Origin of the sequence: Microcoleus sp. Pol7_A1 (genome assembly GCF_036701085.1) — a bacterium.
Classification (GTDB): Bacteria; Cyanobacteriota; Cyanobacteriia; order Cyanobacteriales; family Microcoleaceae; genus Microcoleus; species Microcoleus asticus.
This window is the reverse complement of sequence record NZ_JAUBQD010000023.1, coordinates 1-24000: the sequence shown is the minus strand read 5'-3', so window position 1 is coordinate 24000 and position 24000 is coordinate 1. Positions and strand designations below refer to the sequence as shown.

Sequence of the window (24000 nt, the reverse complement as noted above, 5' to 3'; positions counted from 1 at the left end):
GTTTTTGCGATCGACCTCACAAACAATCTTAAATTTCGCGATCGACTAAAAGATAATTTAAATAGGTTCAGGGATTGTCTGAGGAATTGGCCCCGGCACTGTCTGAGGAATTGGAGAGGGTACAGTTTCCGGCACCGGTTCAGGAATTGGCTGAGGAATTGGCGCAGGTACCGGCTCTGGTACTGGCCCGGGAATCGGTTCGGGAACGGGGCCCGGCACTGGTGGCGATGCGGGTATAGTCGGCAGCCCCGGTTCGGTGCTGGGAATCTGCGGGCCTGGAAATGGATCTGGAGTGGGATAAATCATGTTAGTGTTTTGCTCGCTAATAGAGGTGTTTCAAAAACATTTGCTCGCAACTACTCGCTATATTTTATAACAAAGATAACTGAGTTGTGGTAGTGTTGTATCTGAAAATTATAAACTAAAGATTGCGGCGGAGACATCTATCTAAATAACTATAATTAATTGTTACTTCCAGAGAAAGTTATTCCTTTGGTATTAAACTAAGTATGTGGTTACAAATAAACATTAGATGGCGAGGGCGCGTGAGTACAGAAATAAACTGCGTGAAAGTAAAGACATTGGCTCACCCCCCCCTACAACAAAATATTATGGTTTTTTGATACCGCTCTACTTAGATATCAAATACAGCAATCAGGATTAAGCGTGTCACCAGCAAACTCTCAACAACAAACGCCTCTATTAAATGCCTTGCGCGATCGCACAAATCAGTCGCACGCCCCATTTTATGCCCCCGGACACAAAGGCGGACAAGGAATCTCTCAACCCCTAATTGACTTATTGGGTGCGGCAGTATTTAGATCGGATTTGCCCGAATTGCCGGAGTTAGACAATCTCTTTAACCCTGAAGGTGCAATTGCTGAAGCTCAAGACTTAGCCGCCGCAGCATTTGGAGCAAAATCAACTCGGTTTTTGGCTAACGGTTCGACTTGCGGAATTATCGCTGCCATCTTAGCGACTTGCGGCCCAGGAGATAAAATTATCCTACCTCGAAATATCCACTCCTCGGCAATTTCTGGTTTAATTTTATCCGGTGCAATTCCAATTTTTGTCAATCCCGAGTACAACCCGGATTGGGATATTGCCAACAGCATCACCCCAGAAGCCACAGCGGCAGCATTAGAACAACATCCCGACGCCAAAGCAGTAATGATAGTTTACCCAACCTATCACGGCGTCTGCGGTGATTTGCGGGCGATCGCCCCAATTACCCATCAATACAACATACCGTTATTAGTAGACGAAGCCCACGGCGCGCACTTTAACTTTCATCCAAACTTGCCAGAACCAGCACTATCAGCCGGTGCCGATTTAACAGTACAATCCATCCACAAAACCCTCGGTGCAATGACACAAGCATCGATGCTTCACGTCAAGGGCGATCGCATAGATATCCAAAAATTAAATAAAGCATTGCAGTTAGTACAATCTACCAGTCCGAGTTACTTATTATTAGCATCCCTAGACGCAGCCCGCCAACAAATCGTACTCCACGGCGAACAGTTAATGGGGCAAACTTTACAGCTAGCAGAAAAAGCGCGATCGCGCATCAGTCAAATTCCCGGCTTATCAGTTTTAGAACCGTTAAATACACCCGGTTTTGCAGCATTAGACCGAACCAGGCTAACAGTAAAAGTATCCGATTTAGGAATCACAGGATTTGCCGCCGATGAAATTCTGCACTCTCAACTCGCCGTTACCGCAGAACTTCCCATGCCCCGACATTTAACATTTATTATCAGCCTGGGAAATACAGAATTAGATATTGACAATTTAGTTAAAGCTTGTACTCTTTTAGAAGGAAGAAGGAAGAAGGAAGAAGGAAGTTCGGCAACGGATTCTGTAACGGATGTAACGGATGTCAGGAAGAAGGAAGAAGGAAGAAAGAAGAAGTCCGAGAGAAGAAGGAAGATGTCCGATGGAAGATTTGCCCACTCTCCCACTCTCCCCCTCTCCCCCTCTCCCCCTCTCGTCTCCCCCCGCGAGGCATTCTTTTTCCCGGCGGAAACAGTTCCCGCAGACAAAGCAGTCGATCGACTCAGCGCCGAACTCATCTGTCCCTATCCCCCAGGAATACCAGTCCTGATGCCCGGTGAAATTATTACCCCAGCAGCCGTTGACTACCTGCAACAAATCCTGGCAGCCGGCGGAAAAATTACAGGTTGCAGCGATCCCGGACTCCAAACTCTCAAGGTTGTGCGACAGTAAATATTAAGGCTTGGGGGAAATTGGGAGAATTTCTACTTCTTCCGCGAGTTCCAACTTCGGTCTTGCTTCAATCAAAAATCAAAAATCAAAAATAGAACTATGCTTTGGCCCTACGTCACTCCAGGCATTCCCGATGACTTATTTGAACGTTTACCGGGAATTCCCATGAGTAAGCGAGAAGTCCGACTGCTGTTAATCTCCCACCTGCGGCTGAAAGCAGATTCAGTCGTGTGGGACATCGGTGCAGGTACTGGTACGATCGCCGTAGAAACAGGTTTGCTGTGTCCCAAAGGTCGGATTATTGCCGTCGAAAGGGACGAAGAAGTAGCAAGCTTGATTCGCAGAAATTGCGATCGATTCGAGCTCAACAACGTAGAAGTCATAGAAGGCAGTGCCCCGGAATGCCTGGAAAAACTGCCTCAACCCCCCCACCGAGTCTGCATCGAAGGAGGTCGCCCCATTAAAGCCATTCTCCAAGAAGTCTGGCGGTACTTGCAACCCCACGGTAGAGTTGTCGCCACAGCCTCGAATTTAGAGAATCTTTACGCCCTTTCCGAAGGGTTCGCCGAGTTGCAAGTCCGCAACATCGAAGTAGTCCAGTCCGCCGTCAACCGCTTGGAGACTCGCGGCCTGAGTCAAACCTTTGCCGCCGTCAATCCCATATTTATTCTCAGCGGCGAAAAGCTGGATTAGAAGTTAGTTGACAGTTGACAGTTAACTTTAACCTGGTTCCTCGGCAGAGCCTGGGAATACATACCCAATGCCCCATGCCCTATGCCCTATGCCCATTCCTAAATGTAATTCTTAATCTTTTTTAAGTTCACTTAACCTTCATACTTAAGAATAGGGGCCACCATAGCTGGATTGACCGCCTGACTTGAGATATTGGATAACGGATGGGGGATAAGGGTTATTTGTGCAAGGGATCAACTCGTGCTCTAGAAAAATCCAAAATCTAAAATCCAAAATCCAAAATCCAAAATCCAAAATCGAATGACCCGCCGCCGTCTGCAAGAGAAATTCATTTATGCCTTGGTCTCGTATCCTCAGTGGAATAGTTGCGATCGCCCTTGCTTTGGGAATGATTATTATGGGGGGATGGTACTTCACCCTCGGCTTTGGAGTCATCGTCTACCTAGGTCAATTGGAATATTTTCAATTAGCCAGGGCTAAAGGCATTGCACCCGCTGCCAAAACTACCTTAGCCGTCAGTCAAGGGCTATTAATTACTGCCGCCCTAGCACCGGAACTCGTAGATGCCATGTTCCCCTTAGCGGGAACCTTAATTTGTTTCTACCTGTTATTCCAACCTAAATTATCGACGATCGCCGATATTGCCGCTTCAGTTTTAGGATTGTTCTACGGCGGTTATTTGCCCAGCTATTGGGTACGGCTGCGAGTCGGCCTCGACCCAGCCAATCTTGCTACAACCCAACTTTCGCAAGCAGTAGCAAGCAATTTGCCCGTTAACATTTACCCGCCGCCGTCTTGGACAAGTTCCAGCAGCATATCTTTAGGATTGACTTCGCTGCTGCTGGCTTTCTTCTGCATCTGGGCCGCTGACATTGGGGCTTATTTTGTCGGCAAATTCTTCGGTCGCACTAGCCTGTCCCACATCAGCCCCAAAAAAACCGTTGAAGGTGCCGTATTTGGAGTTTGCGGCAGCATCGCCGTGGCAGCGGCTGGGTCTTGGTATTTGCACTGGCCGGGGTGGCCGTATACTGGGGCTGCTTTTGGTCTGTTGATTGGCGTTGCTAGCTTGTTGGGAGATTTAACTGAGTCGATGATGAAGCGAGACGCCGGCGTTAAGGATTCGGGACAGTTGATCCCCGGTCACGGCGGCATTCTCGATCGCACCGACAGTTATGTTTTTACCGCGCCCTTAGTCTACTATTTTGTCACTTTACTGTTGCCCGCGATCGACTCTTACTTGATCGCCCGCTAATTGGGAATTGCGAATTGGGAATTGCGAATTGGGAAGGGGGAATTTGGCATTGGGAATTGGGAATTGGGTATGTATTCCCAAGCTATGCGTGGAAGGTTAAAGTCAACAGTCAACAGTCAACAGTCAACAGTCAACAGTTAACTAACTAAGGCAAAACTCTAATTCCTCCCCGACAAACAATCTCCCCCGGACTCAAAATCAACTCTTCAATCTCAACTTCCGGTCCAAAATCAATTTTAAAACCATTGAAATCACTGCTCTTTAATTCTCCATCCATTTCGATTTCTGGTGATTCAAACATCAATTCGCGACCGCTGGCCATCCGCAAACCCGTCCGCAATACCAAAGGAATTTGCCTACCGCCAGCGCGCAAAATTGTCGCCGAAAGCGTTAACAAACCAGCCTCAATAGCAATCTGCGAATTTTGCAACTTCAGCGACTGTTCCCTATCTGTCAGCGGCAGCATTGGCAGCAAAAATTCGCTCAAAGCATCAGCAAGCAAAGGCGCTTTCAGCGACGCATTCAAATCCGCTTGACTGAGCCTCAAAACGCCTGTCACGGGAACGGATTCCAGGAGGCGCAGGGGTTGGCCTTTGAGAGCTTGACCGAGGTTGATGCGAATGCCGCAGCCCTCTATCGCAACCTCTGTTAGGTGTAGTCCTTTATACACAGCACCGCTCGCGGCAGCCGTGACTTTGGGGATCGCACCGCTGAAGATTTGTCGATCGCTTCCCTCAATTTTCACTTTCAACTCGTCCACCTGCTGAACTTGCGATCGCAGCCACAACTGCACCGCCGGAGACAGCACCGCGCTCGCGATCCGGCTGCCTTGACTCGGCGAATGTCTCCCCGGCTCCTCGCCGAGATTAACAGTCCCACCAGAGCCAGCAGCCCCATCTCTATTGTCAAATTGATGAGAGTTTCGATCGACAGTCATAAATAATTTCAGAATATAAACCTTAATATTCAAGCACATAAATTTAACTAGAACTTGCGCGTCCGGCCTCAAAAACCCCTTTGATTCACAGATATATCGCCGTAAACCTCCTATTTTTATAAGAAACCGGGTTGACGAGCGCAACTCCTATTAACTCCAAAACCAAGCATAAATCTCGCCTCAGCAACACCAGAAGCAGAAAAATTCTCACCCTTTCCCCCCTTGGAATCTTTCCTTAGTTCGCGAGTTGTGCGATCCCCAGGAAAAATTTGCGATCGAGCGTATAAATTTAACCAGCAGTACGGGATTTATGGTAGTGTTGGTTTAGGGTCTGGTCAGACCCACACCTCTAAAACCAGTCGCAAACCAACGGTGCAAGCCTGTTCCTGCGGCGAGTCTTTTCCTCGTAGTTTTTACACAACATTCAGGGTCATGCCATCAGGACAATTCTTACAGGGCGTAACGCCCCCTAAGGATTGGTCGAGGATTATAATTTATTCCCAAGCAGGAATTGAGCATTGCCAGCATCGGTTAATCAATTAACCTTGTCGTGTTTCCTTCCCCACCGCTCGCTCGTTGGGGGTTTCCACACTCCCGTCATGTCAGATGAAAGGCTGCAAAAAATCCTCGCCCAGTGGGGCATTGCCTCTCGCCGTCTTGCAGAACAGATGATTGTAGCTGGACGAGTCCGAGTTAATGGCAATATTGTTCGCTTAGGAGAAAAAGCAGATCCCGATCGGGATCTGATCGAAGTCGATGGAGTCCCGGTAAAACCAACGGATCGACCGTCACAGGTTTATCTGTTGCTCAATAAACCGGCAGGCGTCGTTTCTACTTGCAGCGACCCCAGAGCCCGATCGAAAGTTCTCGACTTGCTGCCGCCCCAACTGCGCTCGGGTCAAGGCATCCACCCCGTAGGACGCTTAGATGCAGATTCCACCGGTGCCCTCTTGCTCACCAATGATGGTAAGCTGACATTTTGTTTGACCCATCCGCGTCACTCGATCGCCAAAACTTATCAGGTTTGGGTGCTCGGCGATCCCCCGGAACCCATACTGGAAGCGTGGCGTCACGGCATTATCTTGTCAGGCAGAAAGACTTTGCCCGCGAAAGTGAGAGTTCTCGATCGCGCGCGAGACAAAACTCTGTTAGAAGTCATTCTATCAGAAGGCAGGAACCGACAGATTCGGCGAACAGCCGAGCAGTTGGGATATCCCGTGGTGGGGCTGCACCGCACAGCGATCGGCCCGATTCAATTGCAGCGGCCCGAATTGCCAATATTGCCACCGGGCTGCTACCGACCCCTAGAAGATTCGGAAATTATTTATTTATGGAATCTAGTCAACCTAACATCAATAAGCGTGCCAGTAAAATCCCAGGAGCACAGCATATGACAAAGAATTTATTGTTTTTATTCTTCAAAACAACTAAGAAGAAACTGCACTCCCAAGAGCCAGAACCAGCTCAGAAGAAGTTAGCGGAAATAGGGGCTCAACTCCGCCAGTACCGCGAACAGCAGTCGATTTGTTTGGACAAAGTAGCTGTGGTAACAATGATTCGGCGGAATCTGCTGCAAGCGATCGAAGACGGTCAACTCGACCAACTTCCCGAACCCGTCTACACTCAGGGTTTGATCAAGCGCTACGCTGAAGCAATGGGTTTGGACGGAACTCAGTTTGCCGACTTTTTCCCGATCGAACCGCCAGCCCGATCGAGAACCAAGCTCTCCTGGCAAGATGGGCCTCAGTTGCGCCCGATGCACCTCTACCTCTTTTACACATTTCTAATTATCTGTTCGGTCAATGTCTTATCTCAGTTGATGGGCGGTTCTGTGACCGCTAAAAACGGTGCGGGAGCCAAAGAACTAGCGCTTGGCCAGCAAGAACAAGCACGTTTAGCTGCTGAGGGATCGAGCGCCTCACAAAATCAGAAACCGGATAGTTACGCCGCTGTGGAAGCAGCAAGAACAGGTAAAAATTTAGATAAATCTGGCAATAAACCAGTGATGGTTAGCGTCACTTTTAAAGCCGAATCGTGGATGCAGGTTGAAGTCGATGGCAAAACAGAGTTTGAGGGAATTTTGCCTTCAGGAACTGTACGCACCTGGCAGGCTCAAAAGCAATTGGTAGTTGTAGCTGGTAACGCCGGCGGGGTAATGGTTGCCGTCAATAACGGACAAGCCGAACAACTCGGAGTTCCTGGAGTCGTCAAAGAAGTAGTTTTTAAAGCAGACGACCTCAAGCCTGCAACACTGCCAAAAAATGAAGGGTAAGTGTTAATGGGTAATCGGGAATAGGTAATGGCTGGCAGTCCACGGCTTTTAATTAGAATGTCCGTCTTTATTCACTCATTACCAATTACCAATTACCCATTAACAATTACAGATTAGATCGATTTCGGTTGCATCGGAATAGTCAAATCCAGTCAACAGTCAACAATCACGGATGAATGGTGCAAACGGAATCGATCTAATTCATCTGCGTTAATCTGTGTTTATCTGCCCTCATCTGCGGTTAAAAAAAGTTAATTTCTCGGGCCGCAGATGACAATCGATTGACGCAGATTCACGCAGAGAGCGAGAATAGAGATAGGAATAATTCTGATGCTAACAGATTTGATATTACCTATTAACAATTACCAACTACCCATTCCAGACGATCAATTTTTATTTGGAGCGCGACCGGAGATGTAAGTCATGGTTTTGAGCCGATCGCCCACTTCCCCATTCAAAGCTTCGGGTCGATACCGCCAGCCCCAATTTCCCTCTGCTTTCCCCGGAAAATTCATCCGCGCGTCCGTAGCCAAACCCAACAAATCTTGATACGGTACTATTGCCATATTAGCAACAGACATCCAACCCATGCGGATTAAAGACCAGTGGATTCCTTGGGGATCGATGCAGCCAAAATAACGATAAACCTCATCTCTTTCGTAGTGTTGCAGTTGATTGAACCATCCCACAGTCGTGTCGTTGTCGTGAGTGCCGGTGTAAACTACGCAGTTGCGATCGTAATTGAAAGGCCAAAAAGGATCGTCCGGTCCAGCGCCGAAAGCAAACTGCAAAATCTTCATTCCTGGAAACTCGTATCGATCGCGCAAAGCTTCTACTTCTGGAGTAATTACCCCTAAATCCTCAGCGATAATCGGCAAGTTGCCAAACTTCTCGTTAATTACATCCAACAAAGCTGTTCCCGGCGCTTTAATCCACTCTCCGTACATCGCAGTTTCTTGCCCGCGTTTCACCGCCCAGTAAGCCTCAAATCCTCGAAAGTGGTCGATCCGAGTCACGTCTACATAAGCGAAAATTGCTTCAAAACGCTGCACCCACCACTCGAAATTATTTGCTTGCAACTTCTCCCAATTGTATACGGGGTTGCCCCACAATTGACCGGTATTGCTGAAGTAATCAGGGGGAACTCCTGCCATTAAAGCTGCTTCTCCGGTGGCTTCATCCAAGCAGAATATTTCTGAATGAGACCACACATCCGCGCTGTCGTGAGCTACATAAATCGGAATGTCTCCAATAATTTTAATATCCCGCAGGTTGGCATAGCGTTTCAACTCGGTCCACTGGCGAAAAAACTCAAACTGGACGTATTTGTAGTAATAAATCTCAGCACTTAGCTGCTGGCGCCACTTCTCTAGCGACTCGGGTTCTCGACGGGCAATTTCTGGTTCCCAATTGTTCCAGCTAACACCGCCAAAGTTGTCTTTTAGTGCCATAAATAAGGCGTAATCTTCCAGCCAACTCTCTTTGCTTTGGCAAAAAGCTGAGAATTCTTTTTGCTGGATCGGCGATGCTTTGGCTTGGAAGTTTTCGCAAGCTTTTTTTAGCAAAGGCACTTTCAGGGCGATCGCCCGCTCGAAGTCTACATAATCGAGCGGAAATTCTGGTAAATTAGCGAAGTCTTCATCGGCGAGCAATTGGTCGTCCCGCAGCAGTTCTGGGTTGATCAGCAGCGGATTTCCCGCCATTGCTGAATAGCACGAATAAGGAGAATTGCCGTATCCTGTCGGCCCCAGCGGCAATACCTGCCAGTATTGCTGGTCGCTCTCTACTAAAAAGTCAATAAAGCGATATGCTTCTATTCCCATGTCCCCAATGCCAAATCGACTGGGAAAGGATGTGGGGTGGAGTAGAATGCCGCTCGATCGGGGAAAAAGCATAATCTATCTAAAGATATAGGAATTAAACATTGACAATTTGACCGATCTTCCCTACAAGTTAAACTTCGCAGTTTTTAGGGCGATTGTCAGGGCAAATACTTTTGTGATTGTCTCATATTTTCTGCGGGAACGTGCTTGCCAAATATTTGTTTTGGGTTCTACTCACAAGTGTAGAGGAAAGCCCAAAACATCAAAATCCGGAGTTACGCGATCGCCTCGCGAATAAACCGGGTTCTTGTACCGGGTATCGCCTGCTGCAAAGACGTATTTTGGTCAATTGCACCCGGTTTATGGCAAGCTTTTTAATATAACTTTTCTTTTGCTTTTGCCCCATCTCTCTGCGGCCGTAAATTGCCCGCTTGCCAAAAATCAGCCATCAGTTAAGCAGAGCCAATGCACAAATCAGCCGGCTGTTTTTGTGTCTCAATAAACAGTCGGCTGCGGGATTACCTGAAAAGAGGCTGAGTTTAAGCTTGCTTGTTCAACAATTTCTGCACTTGTTTGAGAGCTATAGTGCCGACGTTGTACGCAGCCCAGCCGCCCGCCAACAAGACGGGCAGCAATACTATTAGTATGCGGAAGTCAAAATCCATGAGTTCTCCTCCTAAAGTTTTTTAACAAATTCTCATAATCTATTTGTATCTCATTTTGTCGCCATTCTCCTGAGTCTTTAACCAAATATTGTCGCCTTTGAAAGTTGCTCCGCCGGCAGCCGGATACCCAGGAAGACATCGCTCGGGAGGAATTGAGATCGAAACTCACTCCTGGGCGGACGATCGACATTCGCTGCACCAATTATCCCACAATCTGTTTCGCAATCCCTTCCACCACCTTAGTTAGAGGATCTTTAGGGAAGTGCAGCGCAAACACCCCCTTGCTGGCGAGAAGCATCATCTTGTCACTGTGGGGCAGCACCCCTGCAACTGGGATGTTGTAAATACTCTCTACTTGCTGCTTCAAATCCTCGAAATCTAGAGATTCAGGGGCTTTGTTGATCGTCATCAAAATCTTGGGAACTTCTAATTTGCGGGCCACATCTACCGTGACAGCCGTGCCCTGAAAATCTTGCTGATCCGGACGCAGAATCAACAGCAGGATGTCGGAAATGGTGATGCTGAGGAGGGTTTCTTCGTTGAGCCCCGGGTGCGTGTCGATAAATAGGTAGTCTAAGTCCAGAACCTCGATCAGTTCTTGAAAGCCGTCGGTAAGCAGCCCCACATCGTAGCCTTCGCGCAAAACTCGCGCTATCTCGCCTGCTTTAATGCTTGAAGGAATCAGGTAGAGGCTGCCGTTACTGGCTAATTTTGGCAGCAGCGAACTCACATTGTAGGCCGTATCCGCCATCGGACACCGGCCCCACAGGTAATCGTTCAGGCAGCGATCCATGTTGCTTTCGCTGAAACCGAACAGCACGTGAATCCCGGGCGATTGAATGTCTGTGTCTACAATGGCGACCCGCTTGCCGCCGCGAGCGATAATAGATGCCAGGTTTGCTGTCGTGTTCGATTTGCCAGTTCCGCCCCGGTAAGAGTGGACAGAGATGATTTTGGACATGATCTGCGTATGAGGGTAAGAAACGGCGAGAACCCATTATGATGCAATTCTCGATGCAGTCGAGTTCTCTGTCATTCTTCCTTGTCCCCCAAATCCTCCTTGTCTGTTAAACTATCCATTTTTTCATCTTTTATCCTCTTTTCTGCGCCCCTGCGCTGCCGCATTTGTTTGGCTTTGGCTTGCAAATCGCTGAACTCGTCATCGGGTTTGGTTTCGGCTGAACTAGCACCCGAACAGGCATCGCTCGGGGTAACCGTTTTTGAGCCGCTTTCCGATTCAGTCACGGCGGCGCGCTGCTTCTGCTGTGTGGCTTTTTCCTGCAACTGAGCTAAGTATTCATCTGCCTGACTTTGCCCTTTGGCAAGCTCTGCGTTACTAGCAGTTATTTCTTGGGGATCGGAAGGTGCTTTTTCAGAGGTTTCTTGTTTGCTAATCCTCAGTTTATCTTTCTTTTGCTGCAATTCTTTAAAGAAATCAGATTCTGTGATTTCTGCGACTTGCTGGTCTTTTTTGGCTTGGTCTATTTCAATTTTGAAGGCTTGTTTTACTCGATCGCTAATTACTTTCCCGTATCCGGCTTTATTAAATCTGTCTGCTGATACTATGCTGCCGCCAGTTAGGATTAATGCTAAGGCTGGCGCTGCCACAGGCACCCACCCTCCCAACAGAAAAATCCCAAAGCTAATCGCGCAACACCCAGACAGTATTGCTGCGAATGTCACCGCCAACCGCACTGGGTGAGCCATCCGCGATGCCAAGGTTCCTCCCACAATTGACCATGCCGCAATCCACAAGATTTCTCCCCATTCCGGCCAAAACCAAAACATCGGTCTGTTGTCTAAAACTGTACTCAAAATTTGGCTGACTACTTGTGCGTGTGCCACGATACCCGGCATAAATTGCTTACTTTGCTGTCGCCCACTGTAAGGAGTATAAAAGAAATCTTTAACTGTTTCTGTGGTATAACCGATGAGCACTATTTTACCTTTAACTAAATTCGGGTCAACTTTCCCTTCTAAAACATCCGTAATTCTGACTTGGTTTGCCACCTGCTGCCTCGAACGATAGTTAATTAATATTTGATATCCTCTGGCATCGGTATTTCTATATCCTCCGTCATTGCTTTCTAATTTTTTTAATGGGGTGTTTCCCAGCCATAAAGATTGATCGGGTGCCAGTTTGGGAGATATTTTTTGTCCTTGCAGGTAGCGGAGTGCTAGCTGGAGGTTGAATGAAAATAAAACTTGAGAATTGTCATTACAAAGATGTTTTTCCACCGAGGATTTGCCCTCAATTGTCGGCGGTTTCATAAATAATAAAGCTCTGCGGAGTATGCCGCCCGGATCGACTCCGAAATCTGCAAATCCTACCCGGTTTTGTGGCAGCCCCGGCGCAGGCGGAGAACCGGGATTATCCGGGCTTCCGTCGGTAACTAAACATACTCCAATAATTCGATCGCTTTTTTGTAAAATTTTGGTTAATTCCTGGCGCCCGTCTCCTAAAGGTACGTCTCGCAGTACATCTAAACCGATGACAGCAGGCTGCATTTTTTCGAGTTTTTGTAATATTTCAGCTATTTTGCGATCGGATATCGGCCACTGTTTCAGTTTCTGAATGTCTGCTTCGGTAATCCCCACAACTAACAAGCGCGGGTCTGGCTTTTCGTCGGAACGCCACCTCAGCATTTGATCGTAAGCGCTTAATTCTACTGGAGCGAGTATTCCTAGCTGTCTGGCCCCGATCAAGGATAATGTTACTGCCGCGCTGGCAATTAATACAGACCTAACCAATGCTAGTGATGGTTTATACATTTGACTCAATTGAGCCGCTGCCGATCGAATTTTGTTAGATATTTTACTCATTATCCCAGCATAAAAGTTTGACTCGTTTCTGGAACAGCAGTTGTTTCGCCTTTGCCCCCTACCGGAGACTTCCTCCATCTTAGAACACCGGGAAACTCCGACCGCTTTTTAACAAAATTTTACAGTTGACCGCGATCTACTGTATGCAATTATACTGGGAACCTAGGTGGCATGATTTTTCGGACGGAGAATCCACTTGCCGATCGAATTAATTAATGTTATTGATGATATGTCAAGGTTCCAATTGTGTATCTGCGCCCTCGACTAGCAGCTCAAAAATATTTGTCGCCATCAGCGAATGTCTGTGTTTGCAATATTATAGTGAAAGGTACAACAAAATGAAACGTTTTCTACATCGGGCTACACTTGCGGTCGCCGTATCTGCGATCGCAGCTACCGTCCCCAGTTCACTTGCACCGATGCGGGCACAATCCCAGCCACTTCTGCTGAGTCAAAATGTTAATTTCCAGCCTCCCGACGTAACAGCCCCCGGCAGCCGACAAGGAGGGACACATCGCGGCAGCAAGCTTTGTCCGGCGGGTTTATCTATTACTCCTTTAGTACCTCCAACTAATATCGGTTTAACCGTAACAGAGTCTCCCACCATTTTTGTCTATGTTCCTCAAACGTCAGCAGAAATAGAGTTTACTTTGTTGAACGACAACGAGGACAAAGTGATCTATGAAAAAACTTTTAAACTTGACAAATCCGGGATTGTGGGAGTGAGCATTCCTGCCACGGGCAACAACAAATCCCTTGAAGTTGGTAAGCGATATGTGTGGTCGTTTTCGATGGTTTGCGACCCCCAAGACAGATCGGCAGATTTAGTTGTTAAAGGGTTCGTGCAGCGAATTGAACCGCAGGCAACTCTCAAGAGTGATTTGGCAAATCCCGACCCGATGACTAGGCTCAACGTTTACGCTAAAAATGGGATTTGGTACGAAACTCTCGCTACTTTAGCCCAAATGCGACGCCAGACACCGGGGGATGTGAGGCTGACAGCCAAGTGGACGCAATTATTGCAGTCCCAAGGACTGGAATCAGTTGCAACTCAACCGCTGGTTGGCCCTCTTTAAATCTCGCTATTTCTTGAAGTTTTGTCGGTCTTCCGATTGCGATGTAAAAATTGACAAATTTACCCGATCGCGCGAGGTTTAAACTCCGGCTTAACAGTAGAGATGCGATCTATAATATCTCTACAAGTTGGTGAAAAAATGAAACGTTTTCTACATTTTACTGCACTGGCGATGGCTGTATTGGCGATCGCCGTTACTCTCCCCAGTTTGGTTTCACCGATGCAGGCTGTGCCTGCACCAATTCTGCTGAGTCAGAATGTTAATTTCAAACCTCCAGATGTCACAGCCCCCGACAACCGACAAGGGGGGGCCCATCGAGGCTGTCAGTTGCGCGAAGGTTTATCAATTACTCCCTTAATACCTGAAAGCAATATTGGTTTAACGCTAACAGAGTCGCCAACATTTTTTGTATATGTTTCTCAACCGGCGGCTCAAGTAGAGTTTGTTTTGCTAAACGAAGATGAATCCGAAGTAGTCTACGAAACTACTATCAAAAATGACAAAGCCGGAATTGTTGGAGTTAGCATTTCTGAGAAAGACAAGACAAAAAATATTGAGGTTGGTAAGCGATATGTGTGGTCGTTTGCACTAGCTTGCGATCCTCTAGAGCGTTCGGGAGATTATATTGTTAAAGGATGGATGCAGCGAATTGAACCCCAGGCGACTCTCAAGAGCGATTTGGCAAATCCAGACCCGAGGGCGAGGCTGATTGCTTATGCTAAAAATGGGATTTGGTACGAGACTCTTGCTACTTTAGCCCAAATGCTGCGCATCGCACCCGATGATTCGCGGCTGACGACCGAGTGGACACAATTGTTGCAGTCTCAAGGACTAGAATCGATTGCTACTCAACCCCTAGTTCAGTCTTTTTAATCAAGATTCTTGACGAATAAATGCTGAGTGTTTGCATAGTCAATTATTCAATTATTCAATGCAGTGACCGAAAGCAGCCAGGGTACAAGCCCGGTATTTATCCTGGCACAACCAAAAAATATTATCAGATAACAAGTCCCCGGATTAATCCGTGAGATAGCTTTATTCAATTCTCCAATTGTTCAATTCTTCAATCCAAACTCCAAAATCTAAAATCTAAAATCGATTGATGGCTAATAACTTTCCGACAATTCTGGCTCTTGATTTTGACGGTGTAATTTGTGACGGACTAATCGAATATTTCCAAACAGCTTGGCGTACCTACTGTCAAATCTGGAAACCAGTTGAAACAGTGCCCGATGCAGATTTAGCTTTGAGTTTTTACCGAGTGCGGCCCGCCATCGAAACCGGTTGGGAAATGCCGCTGCTGATTCGCGCACTGCTGACAGGAATTACGGAAGAGCAAATTTTGCTGGAGTGGCCCCATATTGTACCGCATTTATTGACCGAAAATAATTTGAAAGCGCAGTCTGTCGGCGCTATGTTAGACGGATTGCGCGATAATTGGATTGCTGAGGATTTAGCTGGGTGGCTGTCTTTGCACCGCTTTTATCCAGGGGTAGCCGATCGCTTGCACTCCTTGCAGGAGAGTTCGGTGAAAGTGGCGATCGTCACTACAAAGGAAGGTCGTTTTGTGCGAGAACTTTTGCAGCTAGCAGGGGTACAAATGCCGTCAGAGTTGATTTTCGGTAAGGAATACAACAAGCCAAAACACCAAATTTTGCGGGAGTTTTTGGCTGCGTCTGCCAAAGATTCGACTATTTGGTTTGTGGAAGATCGGTTAAAAACTTTGCTGTCGGTGAAGCAGCAGCCGGATTTATCTCAGGTGAGGTTATTTTTGGCTGATTGGGGTTACAATACTTTGCCCGAACGGGAATCTGTAGCCCAAAATCCACCTGTTCAATTGCTTTCTCTGTTGCAGTTTGCCGGAGATTTTGCCGATTGGCTGCCGAGCGAATGTTGATGTGAAATTTGTTGGGAGGTGGGATTTTTTTTGTTTTTCAGAGTCAAAAAAACTCACAAAATTTTACATCTTTTTTGTTGACTTTTGCGGCGGAGACATGGTATTTTAATATAATGGAATGGTGGAAAAAATATTGTTTTTTCCACCATTCCATTATAAAATAAATATAACAAAAATTCCCCAAAAAAGCAAGGATATCGACAAAAATAATGTTTTTTTGAGCGACTATTGGAGGTACTAATGACCTCAAAAACTGGTTTTTTTTGCAATTTCTGCGGGCTGGTACGAAGTATTTTAGTTTATCAAACCGCGTGTATGACAAATAACCAAGCTTCGGAACCCAAAAATTGAAAAGTGTTTTGATAATTTCTCAGCTTGAAAGCTTTCTAATATTGAAACTTAAAACCAATGCTCGATTTAACTAAAGCAGCCAAGGCAATGCAGGGAATGAGCCAACATTTGAATGTGGAAGCTCACGCGGCTCGCCAGCGTTTGGAAGTGGCTCAGAATTTGCTGGTAAAGGCTGCAGCGGAACAGGGAAAATTGGTGGAATTGCAAGAGAATTGGCGCGATCGCACTTTATTTAATGCTGCCACGCCGATCGAGCCGTTGTCCGATCGCACCTACATCACCGCACCCCCCGCCGCCCACACAGTCTTTGCCACAGACGGATCGCAAATTTCCCCCAACCATCACGAAATAGCCTACTGCTACCTGCTAAACGTCGGCACAGTCATGCTGCACTACGGACAAAGCCGCCACCCAGTTTTAGACAGCGTGCCCGAGGTTTTCTACAAACCCGAAGACTTGTACGGTTCGCGACAGTGGGGAATTAGAACCGAAGAATGGATGGGATACCGGCGAGCAGTTTCCGAAGCAATTGCCTTAGCAGAAATGGGCTGCAATTGGGCAAAATTTAACGACAATAAATTGCCCGCGCCAGCTTTAGCAATGGTAGACGGTTCCCTGATTTATTGGTTTTTGGAACAGTTACCCACCGAAGCGCGCGATCAAATTTTGCTGCCAATTTTAGAAGCTTGGGACAAGTTGCGTTTAGCAGGAATTCCGCTGTTAGGATACTTAAGCGCTTCTCGCAGCAGCGAAAGCTTATCTTTTTTACGGTTTGAAGCTTGCACCCACGAAGTACCGGACTGCATGACAAATTGCCCGAACGTGGGATTTGCCGCCACAATTTCTTTCGCCGACAAAGCACCTTGTCAAGAATTTGAACCCTTGCGGGATGCCATCTTGTGGGCAACAATCCTGTCACCGGGACAAAGAAGCCCTTTGTGGAAATCGCAAGCTCGAATTTTAGATTTGTACGGTCTTAATTCCGTCTATTTCTGTTACGTTCACGTAGGCACAGAAATTGCTAGAATAGAAGTGCCGGAATGGGTAGCACAAGATACAGCACAGCTAGATTTAGCATTAGGAATGATGCTGGCTCAAGTACACAAAGGCGGCGGGTATCCGGTGACGCTAGCAGAAGCTCACAATCAAGCGGTAGTCACGGGGGGCGATCGAAGTCGCTTTTTCGCTTTGTTAGAGCAGCAAATGATTAAAGCAGGCTTAAAAAACGTGGGAATTTCTTATAAGGAAACACGGAAGCGCGGCAGTATTGCTTAAAGTAATAAGTAGAGTAATCTTGGACGCAGAAACCGGGTTTTTACGGAAATACTGCATTTAAGCCTTTAACACAGATAAAAAACCCGGTTTCTTTGGTATTGCTGCGTAAGTTATGTAGAGTTTAAATAGAGTTAAAAATGTTATATGCCAATAGAACTAATTATCTTAATTGCTTCGTTACTTGTATCTTGGCTGGTGTTTAATTGGGCTTTTAAAGTATTGAAAGCCAGCATCGGTACAGCGATAGGTTTAGCAGCAATTGTGCTGGCGATGCAGTTATTGTTTGGCATCGGGCCCAACCAGCTTTTTCAACATATAATTCACCTGCCGGAAACCCTAGGGAAAATGATTTCGGGCAAGTAATCCGATTTTTGATTTTTGATTTTTTAAAATACCCGACTTCTTCCAGAAGCCGGGTATCTGGGGATTACGAAAATTTTCCTTCTTCCTTCTTCCCTCTTCCTTCTTCCTTCAGATATTAACTTCCCAGCATTTGTAACTTGTACAAACTGGCATACAACCCTTCTTGCTCCAACAACTCTTCGTGGCTGCCTGATTCTACTAACTGCCCGCGTTTGAGCACTAAAATACGATCGACATTTCGGATAGTCGAAAGCCTGTGGGCAATAATAATCGCCGTTCTGTCTGCCATCAAACGCTCTAGAGCTTCTTGGATTAAAGCTTCGGTTCCCACATCCAAACTAGCCGTTGCTTCGTCTAGAACTAAAATACTGGGATTGCGAATAGCGGCGCGAGCAAACGCTAATAATTGCTTTTGTCCCCCCGAAAGATTGGTTCCCCGTTCCCGCAATTGCGTGTCATAACCTTGAGGCAACTGTTCGATTAAACGGGCAACATTTGTCTTTTCTGCTGCTGCTTGAATTTCCTCAATCGAGTAATTTTCTCCCAGGCTGATATTGCTCTTCACATCGCCAGCAAATAGAAAGCCATCTTGGATAATCACGCCTATGTGCCTGCGCAATTCTGCTTGAGGCAAATCCCGAATATCCACATGATTAACCAGAATCCGCCCTTTACTAGGTTCGTAAAGGCGGCAGAGAAGACGGATAATCGAACTTTTGCCCGCACCGGTAGGGCCGACTAATGCTACTTTTTCGCCTGATTTGATGGTGAAATTGAGGTTTTGCAGGACATATTCGTCTTCTTTGTAAGCAAACCACACGTTGTCAAATTGGATTTCTCCCGATTCAGAATTCTGCGATTTGGCATTTTCTCCCCTCCGAAGGTTGGGCGGGTTGGGGGGTAATTTGGGATTGCTAGGCAATAAACGATATTCTGAACTTGCTGGATTTTGATGATTATCTGCCAATTCTCGATCGAACGGAGACAAGTTGTAAGCAGTTGCCTCTGGATGTCCAGTTATCAACAACGGTGAATAACCTGCCCTTCTTCCTTCTTCCCTCTTCCCTCTTCCTTCTTCCTTCTTCCCTCTTCCTTCTTCCTTCTTCCCGCTAGTTGGATCTTGAATTTCGATCGGTTCGTTGAGAATATCGCTAATCCGTTCGACGGCGGTAAATCCTGCTTGAATTGCAGTGAATTTCTCAGCAAATTGCCGCAGCGGATCGAAGAGACGCTGAGCAAATAAAATGAATGCAGACAGAGTACCGAAGTTAAGATTACCGGCTAAAACCCTTTGACCGCCCATCCACAAAACCCCTGCGATGGCCACTAAAGCAATCCATTCTAAAGTCGCAGATACGGCTGAGTCATAAAAGATAGTTGTGTCAACGGCTTTAATGTACCGTTTATTGGTGATCCGGAACAATTCTGAGTTGAATCTTTCGCGCCGGAATAGCTGCACTACGCCAATACCAGTCAAATTTTCTTGCAGTTGTGCGTTGAGATCGGAAAGTTCTTCTCTGGTAGTGTAATTTGCTAGGCGATATTGATACTGGAAATAAACTATGACTGCGGTAATTGGGATCATCATCAGTACCAACATTAAAGCTAGTTGCCACTGCATGGTAAACATGAAAATGGCAATTACTAAAATAGAAAATAAATCGCTGACAATGCCGATCGCCCCTGAAGAGAAAACCTCTCCCAAAGCTTCTACATCGCTGGTGAGGCGAGTCATAAGTTTGCCTACAGGAGTGCGATCGAAAAATCTCACTGCTAGCGATGTGACGTGCGTGAACAAATCATTTCTAATATCTGTAGTAATTATTTGCCCTACTTTCGTGACTAAATAGCCTTGAAGTGATTGCAGTGCCAATCTAACTGTTATAGTTAGCATGAGCAAAACTGCCAGAAGATTCAATGCAGCAGATAAAGGCAATCCCCGCAATAATTCGTAGGTAGGTTCCGAGCGAATTACCGAAATTGCCTGTCCGATGAGAATCGGTTGAACTGCTCCTGAGACTGCTAGCGGTACTAATAGTGCGATCGAAATAATCAGCAAGCGTTTGCTGCGGGTTGCGTAAGATGCCAACCTCAGAAATAACCGCCAGTCTGTTTCCTGGCCGGATTTGTTTTTGGTGTCTGCTACTGGTGAGGAAATAGTCATTGATGGCAAAAACTGTACAATCTATCTAGTTAATAATTGTAACAAATAAAATGAATATTTGGCACTACTATCAGTAACAGGCAAGATGCCTGTTTCAAAAAGAGTGTTTTCTTGTAACAGCAGGTTGGGTTGAGGAACGAAACCCAACCAAAATGTTTGTAGGCAGACAAAACTGGTATTATAATCTACTGGTAGAAGTTATATTTATCATGCAAGAGATAGAGACAGCCCGATTGTATCTGAGACAATTTACGCCAGACGACTTAGATGAGCTCTACCGCATCTACAGCGATCCGGAAATAATGAAGTATTTGAGCGAAGGCGTCAGAAATAGAGAAGAAACAGCAGCAGATTTATTTCAGATAATCGCAGATTGGGAAAAACACGCTTTCGGTTTGTGGGCTGTTGTCAATAAAGAAAATAACCAATTGATCGGCGACGGGGGGCTTCGCTTCTTACGCGAAACACCTGAAGTAGAAGTCGGTTACGTGTTAGCAAAAGCGTATTGGGGCAAAGGTTTAGCATCGGAAGTTGCAGCGGCTAGCCTCAAGTATGGATTTGAAGTATTGAAACTCGAAAAAATTGTCGCTGTTGCATATACCGAAAACATCGCCTCGCGGCGGGTAATGGAAAAAGTGGGGATGAGATACCAGCATAACCTCGACCATTCCGATCGAGTATATTATTCAATCTCGCGAAAAATCTATCAGTCAAAAGTAGTTTAGTTGAGTTGAGGAAGGAAATCCAACCACTATTTTTGTAGCAATACTTATCAAAACTGATATCATAATCTAGTGGTATTAATTATATTAATCATGCAAGAGATAGAGACAGCCCGATTGTATCTAAGACAATTTACGCCAGACGACTTAGATGAGCTCTACCGCATCTACAGCGATCCGGAAATAATGAAATACCTCACAGGAGTTAAAACTAAAGAAGAAACAGAAATCGCCATTCATACCATGCTCCAACGTTGGGAACAAAACAACTTCGGAATGTGGGCTTTAGTACATAAAATAGACCGTAAATTGATCGGTCGCTGCGGACTTGCTTTTCTGGACAAAACACCGGAAGTTGAGCTTGGCTATGCGATCGACAAAGTTTACTGGAATCAAGGATTGGCGACTGAAGCATCTTTTGCTAGTCTAAACTATGGATTTCAAATATTAAACTTGGAGAGAATAGTTGCGATCGCCCGACCAGAAAATATCGCCTCTCAGCGGGTGATACAGAAAGTGGGCATGAAATATGAAAAAAATGCTCGTTATTACGAAACTGATGTACTTTATTACTCTATCTCCCGAGAAACCTACGAGTCAAAAGTAATTTTGTAGGGTGTGCATTGCACACCTTACTGCATTTAAATTACTCACATTGCAATTTGTAATTATTGCCTGCAGACAACTACGAAGTTCTTTGCAATTGCTTGTTCACCTTGAGAATCTTCTTATCAAAATACTCTTGTCGGTGTCCCAATCTTTTAGCCACTTCTAACCCTTTTTGATAGGCTTCCAAAGCTTTATCGTAAGCCGTCATCTCTTGATAAACTTGACCGATATTGTCGTAAGCATTCATCAATCCGTAAAAATTGTAAGCCCGCTCTTCTAACAGCAACTGCATTTGATAAATCCGCAAAGTCGGCTCCCACTGCTTTTGCGCTCGGTAAAGCAATGCTAATTTATCCAAAGCTTCGCTAGCCTGAGCATACTGTTGAATGGGGACGGCTAAATTGTAGGCTTCCTGATAGTATTGAGCTGCTAAATTGATTTGACCTATGGTTTGGTAATCGCTGGCGATCGCAATTTTGAGCGGTGGTATAGCGCTGGGATTTTGTAAGTTAAGATACACTGATGCTAGTTTTTCCCGGGCTGCGATCGCTTTTAGGGGTTGTTTCGACTGCTGGTAAACGTAGGCCAATTGTCTCAGAGTATCTACCTCAGTTGGAGGAGTTACAGGCTGCGGCGGCGCGCCGTTTCCCGCAACTACAGCAGAATTTTGCACAGCAGAATTAGCAGCAAATAAATCGCGGTTTTCCTGAATTAAAGTAGCCAATTCCTCATACACGGGAGCAGCTTTATCGTAACTCAACCAATTGATGTGAATTAGCCCGATCGCCTTCAAAATCTGACCTTGAGCCAAGATATCTTCGTTTTGGCGCGCATTTTCGAGAATTTCTTGGTAAACTTCTACAGTCGGGCCTTTAGCGCGCACCTGCTGAAAAGCGGCAACCAAGGTGGGGAGCAACTCAGTATTAAGTGGTACTTGGGATTTGACTTGTTTTTGAATTGCTTGCAACCGTTTGGTAATAAGCTGTAGTTCGAGGTTTTTACCGTTACTCCAAGCAACACTTCCCACCCGACTCAAAGCAGCAATTTCCGCCGCCGGGCCCAGATACCTCCGCAGCCGCAATTCTCGGAACCAAATTTCAAAAGCACCCGCGCCGTCTCCAGCTTGCAGTTTAGCCGCTGCTTCTAAGTTTAACTCTTCCAAAGCCGCTGTCAGTTCCTCCCGCTGAGTGCTGCTCAAAGATTCGTTAGCGGGAGTTAGGGGATCGGGTGTGGTAATTTCTAGAGGATTAGGAGAAAATTGATCGAGGCCTGGTGGATTAGTTTGGGCGCTAGCAATAGAACCAGCACACAGCCACAAGAAAAGCAAGCACCCAATTGGCACAGAACTTCTCATTCTCAAAATTTGGTTGCCGCGATTCGGCATTACTTCTGGAAACATCAAGTTTTGCATATCTACAAAACGGTATAAATTATGTCACAAAGATGGCACAAAAGCAAACAGTTCAACAAGAGCAACAACAAAAAAATTACCGCACTGAGCAATTATTGGGATTTAAAGGCGCTGGGCGATCGTATTTTACGCTTATTTAGTCTAGCCCTTATTATCTTAACTGTTTGCACAGCTTGCGCCCCCCCTCCCGCAGTTGCTAGAGACCGCTCTTTTCCCGAAATGTCCCTAGAATTTTTGGGCGAGTACCAATTGCCAAAAATCAATTTTGAAGGAGTACCAGTCGGCGGTTTGTCAGGAATTACCTACGACCCCAAAGGTATTAGCGCAGTCACTTCCAAAGCTTATCGCTTTTACGCTCTTTCCGACGACCCCAGCGAAAACGGAGAAGCCAGATTTTACAGTCTCCGACTCGACCTCACATCAAGTGACCCAGCAAATATTGGCCTAAAAAAAGTTACCGTTGAAGGTGTTACCTCCCTCAAAAAAGCAGACGGTGAAACCTTCTCTTGGGGTTCCATCAATCCCGAAGGTATCGCCCTTTCTCCCCGCAATTCAGTATTTGTCGCCAGCGAAGGCGTTACTCATGTTGGCATCCCTCCTTTTCTCGGTGAATTTGACCTCAAAACAGGGCAAATGCGGGGACAATTGCCGATACCAAAGCGCTATATTCCCGATGCCAGCGATGAAAAACAGCAGCAAGGAGTGGTGGAAAATTTAGGTTTTGAATCTTTAACCATCGACCCAGAAACTTTTAGTCCGGGCGGTCTCGATCCCTTTCGTTTGTTCGCAGCTACGGAAGCGCCGTTAATGCAAGATTTAGACCCAGAACAGACAAGCAAACTCCGTCTTTTACATTATGTTATCGTCGATAAAACGCCGCAATTAGTCTCAGAAAATCTTTACAAGCTCGACCAAGTTCCCATGACTATTTTGAACGGTTTAACAGAATTAGTAACGGTCGGTGGCGGTCAGATTCTGAGTTTAGAACGTTCTTTTGGGCTGTCGGGATACAGTGCTAGGATTTATCAAGTAGCGGTTGGGGCGGCTACAGATACTTCGAGAATCCAGAGTTTTAAAGGGCGAGTGGCAATGGTCGAACCTGTTAAGAAAAAGTTGCTGCTAGACTTAAGCGAACTCGGAATTCCGCTATATAATTTAGAGGGAATGACCCTCGGCCCGCGCTTGCCAGACGGCAGCCAGAGTGTAGTTTTGGTCAGCGACGACAATTTTGATGAAGCGCAGAAAACTCAGTTTATCTTGTTGAGTTTAAAAAGCAAAAATTAGGTCAGAAGGGCGGGCGAGAAGCCCACCGCACAAGAAGAAGACTTATTCTTTGTGAAATAAGCCGGAAAGCCTGTTGACTGGAGTTTAGACTAGGCAGCAAGAAAAGACTCAGCAAAGCTGAGTTGAAAATAAACAGACTTCAGATCTGAAAATC

22 protein-coding genes are annotated in these 24000 nt (G+C 46.2%); 14 read left to right on the top strand and 8 right to left on the bottom strand.

Features of this window, described 5'->3' with window-relative positions:
• Window positions 1-57: 57 nt before the first annotated feature.
• The gene (locus QUA20_RS14945) at window positions 58-306 is read right to left on the bottom strand and encodes a gamma-aminobutyric acid A receptor, epsilon-like protein (RefSeq protein ID WP_172184733.1); all 249 of its coding nucleotides are present in this window, start codon (window positions 304-306) and stop codon (window positions 58-60) included.
• Window positions 307-666: 360 nt separating this feature from the next.
• Here QUA20_RS14945 and QUA20_RS14940 point away from each other — a divergent pair, with 360 nt between their 5' ends.
• The 4 genes from QUA20_RS14940 (at window position 667) to QUA20_RS14925 (ending at window position 4323) form a co-directional block, all read left to right on the top strand.
• Window positions 667-2229 carry an aminotransferase class I/II-fold pyridoxal phosphate-dependent enzyme gene (locus QUA20_RS14940; RefSeq protein ID WP_333189588.1) on the top strand — a complete coding sequence of 521 codons (1563 nt, stop codon included), beginning with the start codon at window positions 667-669 and terminating at the stop codon, window positions 2227-2229.
• Between the two features lie 99 nt (window positions 2230-2328).
• On the top strand, window positions 2329-2922 hold the full coding sequence (gene cbiT / locus QUA20_RS14935) for a precorrin-6Y C5,15-methyltransferase subunit CbiT (RefSeq protein WP_333189586.1): 594 nt from the start codon (window positions 2329-2331) through the stop codon (window positions 2920-2922).
• Between the two features lie 334 nt (window positions 2923-3256).
• On the top strand, window positions 3257-4174 hold the full coding sequence (locus QUA20_RS14930) for a phosphatidate cytidylyltransferase (RefSeq protein WP_333189584.1): 918 nt from the start codon (window positions 3257-3259) through the stop codon (window positions 4172-4174).
• A 14-nt stretch (window positions 4175-4188) separates the two neighbouring features.
• Window positions 4189-4323: a hypothetical protein gene (locus tag QUA20_RS14925; RefSeq protein WP_333189582.1), complete on the top strand. Its 135-nt coding sequence runs from the start codon at window positions 4189-4191 to the stop codon at window positions 4321-4323.
• Here QUA20_RS14925 and QUA20_RS14920 read toward each other — a convergent pair.
• Entirely contained in the window at window positions 4320-5111 is a 792-nt protein-coding gene (locus QUA20_RS14920; protein ID WP_333189580.1) for a DUF2993 domain-containing protein, read from the bottom strand. The genes QUA20_RS14925 and QUA20_RS14920 overlap by 4 nt on opposite strands.
• Before the next feature lie 599 nt (window positions 5112-5710).
• Here QUA20_RS14920 and QUA20_RS14915 point away from each other — a divergent pair.
• Both QUA20_RS14915 and QUA20_RS14910 read left to right on the top strand, forming a co-directional pair.
• Window positions 5711-6505 (top strand): pseudouridine synthase, encoded by a 795-nt coding sequence (locus tag QUA20_RS14915; RefSeq protein ID WP_333189578.1) that lies wholly within the window; start codon window positions 5711-5713, stop codon window positions 6503-6505.
• On the top strand, window positions 6502-7383 hold the full coding sequence (locus QUA20_RS14910; RefSeq protein ID WP_333189576.1) for a RodZ domain-containing protein: 882 nt from the start codon (window positions 6502-6504) through the stop codon (window positions 7381-7383). The genes QUA20_RS14915 and QUA20_RS14910 overlap by 4 nt, the downstream gene beginning before the upstream one ends.
• Before the next feature lie 386 nt (window positions 7384-7769).
• Here the strand turns inward: QUA20_RS14910 and malQ are convergent, their stop codons facing one another.
• The 4 genes from malQ to QUA20_RS14890 form a co-directional block, all read right to left on the bottom strand.
• Window positions 7770-9278 (bottom strand): 4-alpha-glucanotransferase, encoded by a 1509-nt coding sequence (malQ, locus tag QUA20_RS14905; protein WP_333189575.1) that lies wholly within the window; start codon window positions 9276-9278, stop codon window positions 7770-7772.
• A 467-nt stretch (window positions 9279-9745) separates the two neighbouring features.
• Window positions 9746-9871, bottom strand: coding sequence for a photosystem II protein Y (locus tag QUA20_RS14900; protein ID WP_172184717.1), 126 nt, complete (start codon window positions 9869-9871; stop codon window positions 9746-9748).
• 202 nt (window positions 9872-10073) lie between these two features.
• Window positions 10074-10832 carry a MinD/ParA family ATP-binding protein gene (locus QUA20_RS14895; RefSeq protein ID WP_172184715.1) on the bottom strand — a complete coding sequence of 253 codons (759 nt, stop codon included), beginning with the start codon at window positions 10830-10832 and terminating at the stop codon, window positions 10074-10076.
• Between the two features lie 71 nt (window positions 10833-10903).
• Window positions 10904-12694, bottom strand: a complete 1791-nt coding sequence (locus QUA20_RS14890) for a CHASE2 domain-containing protein (RefSeq protein WP_333189573.1) — start codon at window positions 12692-12694, stop codon at window positions 10904-10906.
• Between the two features lie 338 nt (window positions 12695-13032).
• On the opposite strand from QUA20_RS14890, the gene QUA20_RS14885 reads away from it, so the two are divergent.
• The 5 genes from QUA20_RS14885 to QUA20_RS14865 all read left to right on the top strand — a co-directional run bounded on the left by QUA20_RS14885 (window position 13033) and on the right by QUA20_RS14865 (window position 17656).
• On the top strand, window positions 13033-13770 hold the full coding sequence (locus QUA20_RS14885) for a DUF928 domain-containing protein (RefSeq protein ID WP_333189572.1): 738 nt from the start codon (window positions 13033-13035) through the stop codon (window positions 13768-13770).
• Window positions 13771-13908: 138 nt separating this feature from the next.
• Window positions 13909-14643 (top strand): DUF928 domain-containing protein, encoded by a 735-nt coding sequence (locus QUA20_RS14880; protein WP_333189571.1) that lies wholly within the window; start codon window positions 13909-13911, stop codon window positions 14641-14643.
• A 229-nt stretch (window positions 14644-14872) separates the two neighbouring features.
• Window positions 14873-15667 (top strand): HAD family hydrolase, encoded by a 795-nt coding sequence (locus QUA20_RS14875; protein WP_333189636.1) that lies wholly within the window; start codon window positions 14873-14875, stop codon window positions 15665-15667.
• Between the two features lie 408 nt (window positions 15668-16075).
• Window positions 16076-17293: a DNA double-strand break repair nuclease NurA gene (locus QUA20_RS14870; protein WP_333189570.1), complete on the top strand. Its 1218-nt coding sequence runs from the start codon at window positions 16076-16078 to the stop codon at window positions 17291-17293.
• A 144-nt stretch (window positions 17294-17437) separates the two neighbouring features.
• Window positions 17438-17656, top strand: a complete 219-nt coding sequence (locus QUA20_RS14865; protein ID WP_242720424.1) for a hypothetical protein — start codon at window positions 17438-17440, stop codon at window positions 17654-17656.
• Between the two features lie 115 nt (window positions 17657-17771).
• Here QUA20_RS14865 and QUA20_RS14860 read toward each other — a convergent pair whose 3' ends face one another.
• Window positions 17772-19820 (bottom strand): ABC transporter ATP-binding protein, encoded by a 2049-nt coding sequence (locus tag QUA20_RS14860; protein WP_333189569.1) that lies wholly within the window; start codon window positions 19818-19820, stop codon window positions 17772-17774.
• A 152-nt stretch (window positions 19821-19972) separates the two neighbouring features.
• On the opposite strand from QUA20_RS14860, the gene QUA20_RS14855 reads away from it, so the two are divergent.
• Window positions 19973-20545 (top strand): GNAT family N-acetyltransferase, encoded by a 573-nt coding sequence (locus QUA20_RS14855; protein ID WP_333189567.1) that lies wholly within the window; start codon window positions 19973-19975, stop codon window positions 20543-20545.
• Window positions 20546-20635: 90 nt separating this feature from the next.
• Window positions 20636-21157, top strand: a complete 522-nt coding sequence (locus QUA20_RS14850; protein WP_333189566.1) for a GNAT family N-acetyltransferase — start codon at window positions 20636-20638, stop codon at window positions 21155-21157.
• Window positions 21158-21227: 70 nt separating this feature from the next.
• Here QUA20_RS14850 and QUA20_RS14845 read toward each other — a convergent pair whose 3' ends face one another.
• On the bottom strand, window positions 21228-22562 hold the full coding sequence (locus QUA20_RS14845) for a tetratricopeptide repeat protein (protein WP_333189565.1): 1335 nt from the start codon (window positions 22560-22562) through the stop codon (window positions 21228-21230).
• Between the two features lie 21 nt (window positions 22563-22583).
• On the opposite strand from QUA20_RS14845, the gene QUA20_RS14840 reads away from it, so the two are divergent.
• Window positions 22584-23846, top strand: a complete 1263-nt coding sequence (locus QUA20_RS14840) for an esterase-like activity of phytase family protein (RefSeq protein WP_333189564.1) — start codon at window positions 22584-22586, stop codon at window positions 23844-23846.
• Window positions 23847-24000 lie beyond the last annotated feature (154 nt).

What these genes read in the sequence shown, in the direction of transcription:
- QUA20_RS14865 (WP_242720424.1), top strand. Translation starts at nt 17,438, where the DNA reads ATGCCAATAGAACTAATTATCTTAATTGCTTCGTTACTTGTATCTTGG.
- QUA20_RS14855 (WP_333189567.1), top strand. Translation starts at nt 19,973, where the DNA reads ATGTTTGTAGGCAGACAAAACTGGTATTATAATCTACTGGTAGAAGTT.
- QUA20_RS14930 (WP_333189584.1), top strand. Translation starts at nt 3,257, where the DNA reads ATGCCTTGGTCTCGTATCCTCAGTGGAATAGTTGCGATCGCCCTTGCT.
- QUA20_RS14840 (WP_333189564.1), top strand. Translation starts at nt 22,584, where the DNA reads ATGTCACAAAGATGGCACAAAAGCAAACAGTTCAACAAGAGCAACAAC.
- QUA20_RS14890 (WP_333189573.1), bottom strand. Translation starts at nt 12,694, where the DNA reads ATGAGTAAAATATCTAACAAAATTCGATCGGCAGCGGCTCAATTGAGT.
- QUA20_RS14920 (WP_333189580.1), bottom strand. Translation starts at nt 5,111, where the DNA reads ATGACTGTCGATCGAAACTCTCATCAATTTGACAATAGAGATGGGGCT.
- malQ (WP_333189575.1), bottom strand. Translation starts at nt 9,278, where the DNA reads ATGCTTTTTCCCCGATCGAGCGGCATTCTACTCCACCCCACATCCTTT.
- QUA20_RS14910 (WP_333189576.1), top strand. Translation starts at nt 6,502, where the DNA reads ATGACAAAGAATTTATTGTTTTTATTCTTCAAAACAACTAAGAAGAAA.
- QUA20_RS14885 (WP_333189572.1), top strand. Translation starts at nt 13,033, where the DNA reads ATGAAACGTTTTCTACATCGGGCTACACTTGCGGTCGCCGTATCTGCG.
- QUA20_RS14860 (WP_333189569.1), bottom strand. Translation starts at nt 19,820, where the DNA reads ATGACTATTTCCTCACCAGTAGCAGACACCAAAAACAAATCCGGCCAG.
- QUA20_RS14850 (WP_333189566.1), top strand. Translation starts at nt 20,636, where the DNA reads ATGCAAGAGATAGAGACAGCCCGATTGTATCTAAGACAATTTACGCCA.
- QUA20_RS14875 (WP_333189636.1), top strand. Translation starts at nt 14,873, where the DNA reads ATGGCTAATAACTTTCCGACAATTCTGGCTCTTGATTTTGACGGTGTA.
- QUA20_RS14870 (WP_333189570.1), top strand. Translation starts at nt 16,076, where the DNA reads ATGCTCGATTTAACTAAAGCAGCCAAGGCAATGCAGGGAATGAGCCAA.
- QUA20_RS14880 (WP_333189571.1), top strand. Translation starts at nt 13,909, where the DNA reads ATGAAACGTTTTCTACATTTTACTGCACTGGCGATGGCTGTATTGGCG.
- QUA20_RS14895 (WP_172184715.1), bottom strand. Translation starts at nt 10,832, where the DNA reads ATGTCCAAAATCATCTCTGTCCACTCTTACCGGGGCGGAACTGGCAAA.
- QUA20_RS14845 (WP_333189565.1), bottom strand. Translation starts at nt 22,562, where the DNA reads ATGCAAAACTTGATGTTTCCAGAAGTAATGCCGAATCGCGGCAACCAA.
- cbiT (WP_333189586.1), top strand. Translation starts at nt 2,329, where the DNA reads ATGCTTTGGCCCTACGTCACTCCAGGCATTCCCGATGACTTATTTGAA.
- QUA20_RS14915 (WP_333189578.1), top strand. Translation starts at nt 5,711, where the DNA reads ATGTCAGATGAAAGGCTGCAAAAAATCCTCGCCCAGTGGGGCATTGCC.
- QUA20_RS14945 (WP_172184733.1), bottom strand. Translation starts at nt 306, where the DNA reads ATGATTTATCCCACTCCAGATCCATTTCCAGGCCCGCAGATTCCCAGC.
- QUA20_RS14900 (WP_172184717.1), bottom strand. Translation starts at nt 9,871, where the DNA reads ATGGATTTTGACTTCCGCATACTAATAGTATTGCTGCCCGTCTTGTTG.